Annotated in this window: 11 protein-coding genes; 3 read left to right on the top strand and 8 right to left on the bottom strand. The window is 65.4% G+C overall.

Going from position 1 to position 11,742, the window contains the following annotated elements; all coding sequences use genetic code 11:
• The first annotated feature begins 29 nt into the window (after positions 1-29).
• Complete coding sequence (locus tag AWC06_RS10110) at positions 30-614, top strand: hypothetical protein (RefSeq protein ID WP_085196958.1); 585 nt, start codon at positions 30-32, stop codon at positions 612-614.
• A gap of 7 nt (positions 615-621) precedes the next feature.
• On the opposite strand, the gene AWC06_RS10105 is transcribed toward AWC06_RS10110, so the two are convergent.
• From AWC06_RS10105 to AWC06_RS10070, 8 genes are all read right to left on the bottom strand, one after another.
• Positions 622-1,386 carry an SDR family NAD(P)-dependent oxidoreductase gene (locus AWC06_RS10105; protein WP_085196956.1) on the bottom strand — a complete coding sequence of 255 codons (765 nt, stop codon included), beginning with the start codon at positions 1,384-1,386 and terminating at the stop codon, positions 622-624.
• Between the two features lie 15 nt (positions 1,387-1,401).
• Entirely contained in the window at positions 1,402-2,340 is a 939-nt protein-coding gene (locus AWC06_RS10100) for a catalase family peroxidase (RefSeq protein WP_085196954.1), read from the bottom strand.
• A complete protein-coding gene (locus tag AWC06_RS10095) occupies positions 2,340-3,608 on the bottom strand; it encodes an amidohydrolase family protein (protein ID WP_085196952.1) in 1,269 nt (422 codons plus the stop codon). The genes AWC06_RS10100 and AWC06_RS10095 overlap by 1 nt, the downstream gene beginning before the upstream one ends.
• Positions 3,609-3,683: 75 nt before the next feature.
• Complete coding sequence (locus AWC06_RS10090) at positions 3,684-4,457, bottom strand: class II aldolase/adducin family protein (protein WP_085196951.1); 774 nt, start codon at positions 4,455-4,457, stop codon at positions 3,684-3,686.
• The gene (locus AWC06_RS10085; RefSeq protein ID WP_085196949.1) at positions 4,444-6,039 is read right to left on the bottom strand and encodes a class I adenylate-forming enzyme family protein; all 1,596 of its coding nucleotides are present in this window, start codon (positions 6,037-6,039) and stop codon (positions 4,444-4,446) included. Before AWC06_RS10085 ends, AWC06_RS10090 begins: the two co-directional genes overlap by 14 nt.
• Before the next feature lies 1 nt (position 6,040).
• On the bottom strand, positions 6,041-8,281 hold the full coding sequence (locus AWC06_RS10080) for a molybdopterin-dependent oxidoreductase (RefSeq protein ID WP_085196947.1): 2,241 nt from the start codon (positions 8,279-8,281) through the stop codon (positions 6,041-6,043).
• A gap of 48 nt (positions 8,282-8,329) precedes the next feature.
• Positions 8,330-8,809 carry a hemerythrin domain-containing protein gene (locus AWC06_RS10075; protein WP_085196945.1) on the bottom strand — a complete coding sequence of 160 codons (480 nt, stop codon included), beginning with the start codon at positions 8,807-8,809 and terminating at the stop codon, positions 8,330-8,332.
• Complete coding sequence (locus tag AWC06_RS10070; RefSeq protein ID WP_085197050.1) at positions 8,806-9,705, bottom strand: Rieske (2Fe-2S) protein; 900 nt, start codon at positions 9,703-9,705, stop codon at positions 8,806-8,808. Before AWC06_RS10070 ends, AWC06_RS10075 begins: the two co-directional genes overlap by 4 nt.
• A 214-nt stretch (positions 9,706-9,919) precedes the next feature.
• Here AWC06_RS10070 and AWC06_RS10065 point away from each other — a divergent pair, with 214 nt between their 5' ends.
• Together AWC06_RS10065 and AWC06_RS10060 are read left to right on the top strand one after the other, a co-directional pair.
• Complete coding sequence (locus AWC06_RS10065) at positions 9,920-10,765, top strand: SDR family NAD(P)-dependent oxidoreductase (protein WP_085196944.1); 846 nt, start codon at positions 9,920-9,922, stop codon at positions 10,763-10,765.
• Positions 10,766-10,907: 142 nt separating this feature from the next.
• Complete coding sequence (locus AWC06_RS10060; RefSeq protein WP_227371109.1) at positions 10,908-11,741, top strand: alpha/beta fold hydrolase; 834 nt, start codon at positions 10,908-10,910, stop codon at positions 11,739-11,741.
• Position 11,742: the final 1 nt, after the last annotated feature.

Here is an 11,742-nt window from a genome sequence, read left to right as displayed (position 1 = left end):
GTCCAAGGCTTCGCCGGAAAGGAGCTCGGATGCGGATTTCTGTGACGGTGATCGCCGGAGTGGCTGCGGCGACGATGCTGGCTGGCGCATCGGTGGTCGGTTGCAGCAGCAATTCGAAGCCACCGACCGCTTCGTCGAAATCGAGCACGTCGCCGCGGACCCAACCGGACGACTACACCGGGCTGTTGATCAAGGCGAGTGACATCAAGGCACCCGAACCCTTCACAGCCAGCCCGCCGGTGAAGAACCCGAACGGCCAACTGGGAGCGGCGACGACGTTCAGCGACGATGACCGCACCCATGTGATTGTTGACACCATTCACATCTTGCTGGACCCGGCCGCTGCTGCGAACGCCCTGGATTCGGCCAAGGCGGCGCAGAGCGAATCGCTGCGCGGAAAGCCCGTACCCATCGACATCGGGGCCAGCGGAACGACCATCTCGGGAACATCGCCGGACGGCTCCAAGGGGGTGACGGTGTTGCTGTTCACCGAGGGCAAGGCGTTCACGACGCTGGAATTCGACGGCCCCAACTACGCACTGGCGCCCCCCGAGTTCGTCACCGACGTCGGCCGCAAACAAGACGCGGCCATCAAGAAGGGGCTCGCTCACTGACCGGCGCTCAGCCGCCGACCATGGCGAGCCCGCCGTCCACGGGGATCAATTGCCCGGTGATGAATCCGGCCCCCTCGCCGGCGAGGAATACCAGCACCGGCCCCAGGTCGGCGCCGGGGTCGCCGAGCTTGCCGCCGAGCGGGATCGACAATTTCATCTGCTGATCGATGAATGCCGCGGCATCCGGGCCCAAGAACTCCCGGAACCGATCGGCGCCTGCGGTTTGGACAGCCGGCGCCAGCGCATTGACCGTGATCTTTTCCGCGCCCCAGGCCTTGGCCGCCGACCGGGTCCAGGCTTGCACGGCGCCCTTTGTGGCGGCGTACACCGCGGCGATGGGGCTGCCCATCACCGCCTCGGCGGATCCGAAATTGATGATCCGTCCACCCCTGCCGCGCATCGCCGCATGCGCGGCCTGGTTGGTCAGGATCGTTCCTTTGATGTTGGTTTCCATCAAGAAAGTGATTTCGTCGCCGGTGATCTGCCCGGGCACTCCCCCCTGCCACAAGCCCGCGGCGTGGACAAGGACATCGAGGCCGCCGAGGGCCTGCAACGCGCCGCGGAAGGCGGCGTCGACCGCCTCGGCATCACGGACATCGCAGCGCAGCCACGTCACGTCGGAAACGTCATCGGCGGGCGGGGTTCGATGGTACGTGGCGGCGACGTTTGCTCCCGCGGCGTGCAGCACCCGGACCGCGGCGGCGCCGATGCCGGTGGCGCCGCCGGTGATCAGAATGCGTCGACCACGTAGCGATAGATCCGATGCCGTCATGCCCGCGAAGTCTATTCACGGCCGGAGGCCGGGGCCGCGATCCACTCCGGTACGCAGCTTCACCGAGGCCGAATACGCGTACGTTCGGAACCGAAGCACCGGGTCGTCGGAGGGTTCGATGCCGTCGGTCACCCGCATGGGGTCGAACACGACGATGTCGTCACCGCGCTCGCGCTCGGTGTCCAGGCCGGTGATGTCGAGCGTCCCGACGGTGACGGTGTCGGTGCTTTGCCAACGCGCCGACGGGTCGATGGTCGAGTCCTTCGGCCCGGCGAGCTGGACGCGGAAGGAGAACTGAACCGGCCCGGAGGCCAGGCGGGTGTTCAGCTCGTCGGTGAGAAAGTCAGGATCCCTGCCTTTGGCGGCCGGTGCCGACAGATACTCCTCGCCCGCTGCCGGGATCAGGTGGTAGCGAACGAATCTCGCGTTGCCGTCGGCGCTGAGCCAGCGGAATGCGTGCAACCCGTGGTACTCCGTGGCGGCGTAGCTTGCCGGGACCCTGCTGGCGTCGCGCAGTACGGGCAAAGCCCCGAGCAGCCGAGGATGGGTGACGAAGTATCTGGCCAGACGCAGCGGCGTCGTCGGGCTGGGCCGCATCGCCTTGAGCAGATCGACGAATCCGTCCGGTGTGCTCGAAATGAACAGCCGCGCCGTCTGCGCGGACAAATCAGTGGTCGACCCGTCGGGCAGGGTGAATTTCACCGCCATCCCTCGCACCCCCGGCAAGCCGTCACGCTGCTCCGGATTACCGGATCCGTTGGAGAAGCGAATCAGCGCCGGGATCGCGGAGCCGTCGAGATGCTTTGCCCGGGAAAGCTTCGCCGCCTCGGGGGTGGCGGTGAACGTGCCGCCGTAGAGGGTGCCCTTCGCGTGCAGCGCCCGATAACCGGGCCGCGCCCCACCGGTGCCTCGGATCGCGTCGATGGCGTCGTCGGGAGTGACCGTGTCGCCCATCAGAATGCCTCCGGATCTCGTTGTATTTCGGCCGGCACGGGATGCTGGTACAAGCGTGCAGCGTTCTTCCACGTGATCTTGCCGATCACGTCCGGCGGCAAGTCGCCGATTTGCTCATGGATCGCTTGTTGGGTGTGCGGCCAGGTGGAGTCGCAATGCGGGTAGTCGGATTCCAACATGATGTTGTCCACGCCGATTCGCTCATACTGCACGAACGACGACTTGTCCTCGACTGCGCAGAACCAAAAGTTCCTGGTGAAAACCTCTGCGGGAGTCAAGCTTTCACCCAGCGCCTGCCAGGTGCCGTACATGGCGTGGTAGCTGAGCATGTGGTCGAGTCTGTCCAACAGGCCCGCGACCCAGCCGATTCCACCTTCGGACAGGCAGATTTTCAGATCAGGGAACCGGCTGGGCAGCCCGGAGTACAACCAGTCAACCGCCGCCGAAATGGCGTAGGCGAAGAACAGCACGCCCTGAACATCCGGTGGCGCGTCGTCGGTGGTGGATGGCGACGAGCCGGACGATCCGATGTGTAGGTTCACCACGGTGCCGGTCTCGGCGCACGCCGCAATCATCGGATCCCAGTGACCCGAGTGAATGCTCGGCAATCCGAGCATCGCCGGGTTCTCGCTGAAGCTGACGGCGTGAAATCCACGCTCGGCGTTCTGATAGATCATCTTTGCGCCGAGGTCGGGATCCAGCAGCCAGGGGAGTTGGCACGGAATGATGCGGTCGGGGTATGACCCGGCCCAAACCTCGAAGTGCCAGTCGTTCCATGCGCACACTGCGGCCAGCGCCAAGTCGCGATCCGGGGTCATCTGTTGCAGCCGCTGGCCGGCGAACCCCGGCAGGAAAGACGGGAAGTTGAGCGAGGCGTATATGCCGTTGAGATCCATGTCCTTGATCCGCTCATGGATATCCCATGCACCCCTGCGCATCTCGTCGAATCTCACCGGGTCGAAGCCATACTCCGACACCGGCCGGCCGACGACGGCGTTGAACCCGACGTTGGGTAACTCCTGGCCGTCATAGACCCATGTCTGTCCGCCGTCATCGGTGTCGACGACCTTGGGGGCGCGGTCGGCGAACTTGCGTGGCAGGCGTCCCGCGAAGGTATCCGGAGGTTCCACGATGTGATCGTCGACGGAAATCACCGTGTAGCGCCGTTCGGCGCGGGGCGGGTCGGGCAGAAATGTGACCGAACGATCCGCGCCGGTCTTGGCGGTCGTGAAGTTCGGGTTGGCGGCCAGCTCGTCGATCGATTTCATGCTCGGCAATCTGCTTTCAGTGTGCATCCATGGCGGAAATCCGGGCCGAATTGCGCCCTGAGCGCACGCTCGTGGTCAATTGAGCACATCGGGGTCGGCCTTGATGGTCATCCGTGCGGCCCCCGCCCAGTACACGTCGGCGGCCCGTTCGATCAGCGATCGCTGCATGCCGGCCATGTCCGACCAATCCATCGTGACGGGTTCCTTGCCGGTCAGCATGACGTCGTAGGCCAGCTTGCAGACCCGTTCGATCGATGCGGCTCGGTAGACGGCCTCGGCCAGGTTGCGACCGGTTGCGATGACACCGTGGTTGGCCAGGATGGTCAGGTTGGCGCCCCCGATGTGGGTCGCGAGATCCGCTGCGCGGGCGGCGCTGTCGATTTCGCCGTCGTAGCGCTCGACCAGGCACAAATCATCTAAGAACAGCGAACCGGTCTGATGCACCAATTCGGGCAGCCTGCCCAGCGCGGCGAGCACGCACGCGTAGTAGGGGTGGTTGTGAATGACGATCCGGGCATCCTCGCGGATGCGGTGCAATTCGGTGTGAATGTGTATCGCGGGAGTGACGTCCCACCGTCCACGCACCACCCGCGCATCGGCATCAACCACGCAGATATCCGATGCGGTGAGTTCGGCCCACCACAGACCCCACGGGTTGACCAGCATCTCGGTTTGCCCGTCGAGCTGCCAGGTGATGTGTCCGGCCATGTTCTCGGCGAACCCGATGGCGGCCAGATGGCGGAAGGCCACGGCCAGGGCCTGCTCGTTGGACAGCTCGACGCCGATCGGCGGCATCACCGACGGGGCCCAGACTTCCAGACCACCCGGCCGTGCGTCAGGAGAGTTCATGATCGACCTCCATCCTGGCTCGAATATCTTCGCGGAGCCGGCCTTTGGCAATCTTTCCGCCGGATGATCGGGGCAGTTCGTCCACCACGATGAGGCGTTCGGGCAGCAGCTCCTGGGAAACTCCCAAGGCCGATAGATACTCGGTGAGCTCGGGCAGGTCGATGGTGTGGGAATCGGCGAGTTCGGTATAGAGGCAGACCTTTTCACCGAACACCGGGTCGGGCATCGCGACGGCCGCCGCTACCGCGATCGCGGGGTGAGCCGTGGCGGCGTCCTCGACTTGCGCTGCGCTGATGTTTTTGCCGCCGCGCAGGATGAAATCGGAAGTTCGGCCGGTGACGGTGAGATAGCCGTCCGCGTCGATCTCGCAGATGTCGCCCATACGCATCCAGCCGTCGGGGGTGAACAGCTTGTCGTGGTCGGTTCCGCCGAGATAGCCGAGGCTGGTCGCCGGACCTCTGCATGCGGGCTGGCCCCGGCCCGTCGCGGTGACGTCGCGATCGCCGTCGAACAGGCGGACCGACATTTCGGGGACAATCCGGCCTCCGGTGTGCAGCCGTCGTGACTGCGAATCGTCGACGGTGGTCCCACTGAGCAGCCCGGTCTCGTTCGAGCCGTAGAACTGCAGAATCTTCGCCCCGGCGAGTTCCTCGAACTCGACGGCGGGACGATACGGCAGCGTCTCGCCTCCGGCGAACACGACTCGCAACGAGCTCAGGTCGTAGTCCCGGCTCGCGTTGTCGGCCATCAGCATTGTCAATTGTGTACTGACACAGCACAACACGGTGACCTTGTGTCGGGCGATCGCCTCGCATGCCGCGCTCGGCGTGAACCGCTCGACGATCACCGCGGTGGCCCCCAGGTAGATGGGGGTGGTGTGGCTGGTCCAGATCCCGAAGCCGAATGGGGTGGGTATGACGGGCAGGAATATGTCGTCGGCGGACAGGAGGCCGTTGGCCACCGCCTTCTGATGGAAGTAGTACCAACGGTTCTGCGTGTGCACGACGCACTTCGGCAGTCCGGTGGTTCCAGAAGTGGAGTTGATGAGGAAGACGTCGTCGGCGCCGACCTGCGACCCGCGGGTTGGAGTCCTGGGCGCGGCGTCGGTGTTCAGGCGGGGCACGCCGCCGTCGCGGTCCAAGACCAGGGAGGCGGCAAACACAGCTGCGGCGGCGGTGCTGCGCTGCCGATCGCTGATCAGCAGAATCGGCTGCGAACTGCGCAGAATTTGCGCGACCTCGCGGGTGCCGGCGCGTGCACCGATGCCCACGACGACCGCCCCGCAGCGTTCGATTGCGACGAACATCGCGTGGATGGCAGCGGAGTCGCCGTGCCATACCGCAACCCGGTCTCCGCGCGCCACCCCTAAGCCGGCCAGTTGTTGCGCCAGACCGGTTGCCACAGCGTCGAATTCACGCCAGCTCAGCGCCCGCCCCGGGTGGTCGATATACGCGGCCCGGTCCGGCGAGCGTTCGGCATTGCGGGATACCGCGTCGGACAGCGTCGAATCCGACCACCACCCGGCCGCGCGGTAGCGGGCCGCATCCTCGTCGGTGAATGCCGGCGAGCCCACGGTGTCCAGCCTAAGGATTTCGCGCGCCAGCGGGTCGAAACCGAGCTCGGTCGTCGATGATCGTCACCGGGATGCCGTTGAGCGCTCCGTTTCCGGACGGCTCGTCGATAAAGGTCGGCGGGGAGAGCGCGTTGGTGTTGGCACCCGGTGAGCTGTTGGCCACCGACATGCGCGTACCCGGCTTGCCATGTCCCCATCCGTGCGGCATCGAGACCACGCCGGGTTTGATCGCGTCGGTGACCTCGACGGGGACCTTGATCTCGCCGGCTTCCGACTTCACCGTGACGATGTCGTCGTCGGCGATGCCCCAGCGGGCCGCGTCGACGGGGTGGATCAGCAGTGTGCAGCGGTCCTTGCCCTTCATCAGCGCAGGGACGTTGTGCATCCATGAGTTGTTGGAGCGCAGGTGTCTGCGGCTGACCAGGACCAGCGGATCGGCCGGGCGCTCGATGCGGGCGGCCAGCCGCTGCAAGTCGTCGAGCAGGTATGGCGGGGCGAGCCTGATTTTCTTGTCCGGCGTGCCGAGAATGTCTGGCAGTTGCGGGACCATCGGCCCGAAGTCGATGCCGTTCGGATGGGCCTTGAGCATGTCCAACGTGAGCCCACCCGGGTTCTGGCCGTAGCGGTCCCCGAACGGTCCGGTACGCAAGGTGAGATCCAGGATTCGCTCCGGGCCGCCCTGGTCATACAGCTTGCGGATCTCCGCGCCGTCGACTCCCTGGGTGAATGCCAGGTAGTCGAAAAAGCCATCGTCGATCGCCCCGACGTCGACGTCCTCGGCCGGCGTGCCGGTGCACAAGCCGGTCAGCCGGATCAGGATTTCCCACTCGTGCGGGCGATCGCCCGGGTCGAACACCGGCGCCGAGTAGTTCGCGAAGCTGCGGATCGCGAATTGCAGCACGAGGTCGTCGTGGTGGGGCTGTTCGAGCGGCGACAGCCCGGGCAGGATCACGTCGGCGTGACGTGTTGTCTCGTTGAGCCAAAGGTCAACTGAGATCATCGCTTCCAGCATCGGCAGAACTTCGTCGAGCTTGTCGCCACCGGGCGTGGACAACACCGGGTTGCCCGCGACCGTGATCAGTGCCTTGAGCTGTCCGTCGCCCGGCGTGGCGATCTCTTCGGCCATACAGGACACCGGCGCCTGGCCGAGGACCTCCTTGGCGCCGCGCACCCGGGTGCGCCAACGACCGAATTCGGGGGCGCCGCCCTCCAGCCCGGGCAGCGGCTGCGTGGTGATGGACCAGGCCGCCGGGCGTGGGAACATCGCGCCGCCGGGCGTATCGAAATGGCCGGCCAAGATGTTGATGACGTCGACCATCCAGCTGGCCAGGCTGCCGAATTCCTGGTTGCACAAGCCGATTCGGCCGTACACCACGGACTTTTCGGTTCCTGCCAGCTCGCGGGCCAGCCGTTGGATGCGGTCCTCGTCGATGCCGGTGACGGCGCTGACGCGGCTCGGCGGCCAGGCCGCGACGACTCTGCGCATGGTGTCGACACCGTCGACGTGCGGTCCGGGGTTGACCAGGTTCTCGTCAAAGAGCGTGTGCGCGACCGCTAGGAGCAGCGCTGCGTCGGTGCCCGGGACGATCGGCAGCCACTCGTCGGCGTGGGCCGCGGTGAGGGTACGCACCGGGTCGATCACGATCACCTTGCCCCGCTTGCGAATTGCGTCGATAAGCCCCATCACATTGGGTGCGGCCAGCAGTGAGCCCTGCGAGGCGGCGGGATTGGCGCCCATGATCACCAGTAGGTCCGTGCGTTCGATGTCGGGCACCGGAAAGGACCACCAGCCGCCGTACATCAGGTGCGACGACAGGTTCTTCGGCCATTGGTCGATCGTCCCCGGCGAATAGGTGACGGGCATCCCCGACATACCGAGCAGCACACCCGAGTAGCGGGCCAACGAAAACGAGTGCGCCAGCGGGTTACCGGTGTAGGCGGTGACCGCGGCGATCCCGTACTTTTCGATCACCGGCGTGAGCAACTCGGTGCAGCGGCGAAAAGCGGCGTCCCAGCTGACTTCCCGCCAGCGCCCGTCGACCTTGATCAGTGGGCGGCGGATGCGGTCCGGGTCATCGTGCAGCGCGGCCAGCGACACACCCTTCGGGCACAGGTGTCCGCGACTCCACACGTCGTCGCGGTTGCCGCGGATGCTGGTGACCCGGCCGTTTTCCACCTGGATCTGCAATCCGCACATGGCTTCGCACAGCGGACAGGTGCGCAGATGCGTGCCGTCTTGGCCGGTCGTCATCCGCTCACTCTATTCCGCTACTCGCAGTATCGGAAGTGGGCACAGGTCTCAGAATGCGCGCAGTAGCGCGGCGCGAGCCCTGACGTGCAGCCTTTCGAGCTTGGATTCGCGCAACTGATTCATGCGCTCAAGCATTTCGTCGCCTAGCTCGTCGAGCATTTCCCGGCTCAACTCCACTGGCGCCGGACATAGATCGCGTTCTTCCTCGGTGGCATGCGCGTCTAATACAGAGACGAACGAATGCCATTCCCGCTCGTAGTTCGGTGCAGACGGCGGTGTGCGAAGAACCACCGCAAGTTGCTCCCAGACTTGGCGATGCTCGGCATGGGCGATCGCTACCAGTTCGCCCGCCGCCTCAACGGCCGGATAGAACAAGTCGTCCTCGATGCGCATGTGGATGTCCAACTCCATCAACAGCTCATTGAGCACGTCCTGACGATCGTCGGAGGCGGCTGGCATCGCCGTGATCGTCTCGCAGAGATGACGCAAAACCTTGTGGTGCTCGAACAGCACGTCATAGGCATTCATTTGGCGACCGCTTTCACCGCGGGCGAGTTCTTGCCGCGCACTTCTACCACCCCGTCGCGGATGCGGGTCGGGTAGGACGGCAGCGCCGCGGTTGCCGGCCCGCGCAACACCTCGCCGGACGGGCACGCGAAACGGGAACCATGCCATGGACACACAAGTCGGCCATCGTCGATCCAGCCATCGCACATCGGCGCCCCCAGGTGCGGGCAATGCTCGCCGACCGCCAGCACCTGACCGTCGTTTTGGCAGATGACCACACCAACGCCGTCTACTTCGACCCGTTGCGGTCGCCCATTGAGGGCCGTCACCGGCAGTACCGGTGTCCAGCGATCGACTGTCAACACAGCACCCGAGCGATCCACACCAACGCCGGACCCGTACACCAGAGCGCCGCCCAAATAGCCACTGGCAAGGGTGATCCCGTAGCCGAATGCACTGGCGGCTATTCCCCGGACATGCCGGCCGCGACGGCGATCCCGCCATGACGACAGATAGAGCGCAGTGGCGACCAAATTCGCGACACCATGTACCAAGCCGATTCGCCGGGATTCCTGATGGGTGTGCTGCCAATCCGTCACGCCGCTAGCCAGCGCCCCCAAACTTCCGATGATGCCCACCGTCAACGCAGTGCGCGAGGCGCCGCGAAACGCTTCGGCCCTGCCTGGCAAGGCGCTGGCCGCGTCCAACGCCAAACTGGTGGCCACCGCGCCAGTCGGCAACGACGTCAACGCCGGATGCAACGGATGACCAAGCCATGTGCCATGCATTGCATTGGCGACCCGTTCCCGATTGCGACCAAACAACGCGAACGCAAACGTCAAGGCGTGCTCCAGGCGATAAGTTGGTCGATCCAGCCACGTCTGGCGCCCCAGAGTGGCTACCACCTGTGACTGCATTCGGCGGAGCCATTTCTCGTCATTCGGCAGTTCGGCCACAGCACTCTCCTTATTCGGAACCGCCGACCCTCGTCGGCGACAGTGCACACATCCGACCCCCGCGGCCGCCGACCGATGGTTCTGAATCGGCGCGCGTCCCCAATGGATGGCTCCCTGATTTGCGGGGTGCCATGTTCGTGGCACGATTTCGCGGCGAGGTCGGTTCAATAGGTCCATGGACGAGGCACGACAGCCAGGCCCGTTACTGGCAGACCGAATAGCAGTGGTGACCGGCGGTGGTGGCGGTATCGGCGCGGCAACCGCGCGGCTGTTCGCCCAACACGGCGCCCAGGTGGTCATCGCCGATATCGACGCCGAGCTGGCCCGACGCACCGCCGACGAGATCACGACGGTGGGTGGGTCGGCGCACACGGTCGTCACCGATGTCCGCGACGAGGGCCAGGTCGCCGGCTTGGCACGGACGGTGCTGGATCGCTACGGGCGGGTCGATGTGCTGGTGAACAACGTGGGCCACTGGCTGCGCCACCCGGGCGACTTCGTCGAGACCGACCCGCAGCTGTGGGACGAGCTCTACCGGATCAACCTGCACCACGTATTCCTCGTCACCCACGCATTCCTGCCGGCGATGATCGACCGACACGCCGGCGCGATCGTCAACGTCTCGTCGGTCGAAGGTTTGCGCGGCTACCCGGAGGATCCGGTCTACGCCGCCTTCAAAGCGGCCGTGATCCACTTCACGCGAAGCCTGGCCGTCCAAGTCGGCCGAGATGGTGTGCGAGTCAACGCGATCGGTCCCGATGTCACCGAGTCGCTACAGGTGCCTTACTCGCATTGGCTGTCGGCCGAAGAGCAGATGCAGTGGCCGCAGTGGGTTCCGGTCGGGCGGATGGGGGTTCCGGAAGACCAGGCCCGGGTGATCCTGTTCCTGGCCTCGGACCTCTCGGCGTTCGTCACGGGCCACACCATCCCGACTGACGGGGGGACCGGTGCAGCGGGCGGTTGGTTCCGCTCGTCGCGCCGAACCGACCGGGAATGGACGAATCGGCCCGTCGCGCCATAACCGCTAGGCGCCGTCTGCGTTTCGGTCGCGGCCGACGCGGGAATGACCCGAGCATGGACCTGGTGGTGCTCGATCGGTGAGACTTCCACTGCCGCGGCTTCCCGCAATGTCCCGCCAGCTGGGGTTTCCGCAGGTAGCGCCTGTGCGCAATCTCCCGCCTTGCCGGACCGTCGAGTTACCCGGCCGGGGCAAGACCTACGTGGCTGATTCGGGGCCCGTCACCGATGCGCCGACCTTTCTGCTACTGCACTCGGTGGCGTGCACCGGGCTGATGACGTGGTATCCGGCACTCGAGATGATGCGTGGCTATGGACGGGTCATCGTTTTCGACCAGCGCTGGCACGGCCACGGCATCCACTCGCCAGGATTTGCGCTTGAAGCGTGTGCGGACGATGTCGCCGCCTTGGCCGACGCACTTGGCGTAAGCAGGTTCGTCGCCGTCGGCTATTCGATGGGATCGCTGGTGGCCCAACTTGTTTGGCGCCGTCATCGCCAGCTTGTCGATGGGCTCGTGCTGTGCGCCGGTGCGGCGACATTTGCGCGCGCGAGACTCGAGCAAGTGGCGATGAGGCTGTTCGCCGCGGCAATCGAGGGCCTCAGCCCTCGCCCCGGATTACCCACTGTTCCGCCGACGGCGGTCGGTACTCGTGTTCGCTACGACCGGGAATGGCTGTGGGACCAGTTCAGAAGCACCAGTCCGGTGGCGGTGGCCGGCGCGGTCGCGGAGTGCGCCAAATTCGATTCGAGGTCGTGGATATCCGAGGTTGACGTGCCCACATCGGTGGTGATCACGTTGCGCGACTGGGTCATTAGTGCAGAGCGTCAGCAACGCTTGGCCGGTCGCATACCCCATGCCCATGTCGTTGCCGTGGACGCCGGTCATGCCAGCTGTACCCTGCAAGCCGACCGGTTCGTGCCTGCCCTGGAAGAGGCGGTCGATGCGGTCTGCCAGCTCATCTCGCCTCCACCGACATGAC

The sequence above is a fragment of the Mycobacterium fragae genome (assembly GCF_002102185.1).
GTDB lineage: Bacteria > Actinomycetota > Actinomycetes > Mycobacteriales > Mycobacteriaceae > Mycobacterium > Mycobacterium fragae.
Note: the sequence above shows the minus strand (reverse complement) of the source record. Positions and strands in the feature narration are given on the sequence as shown.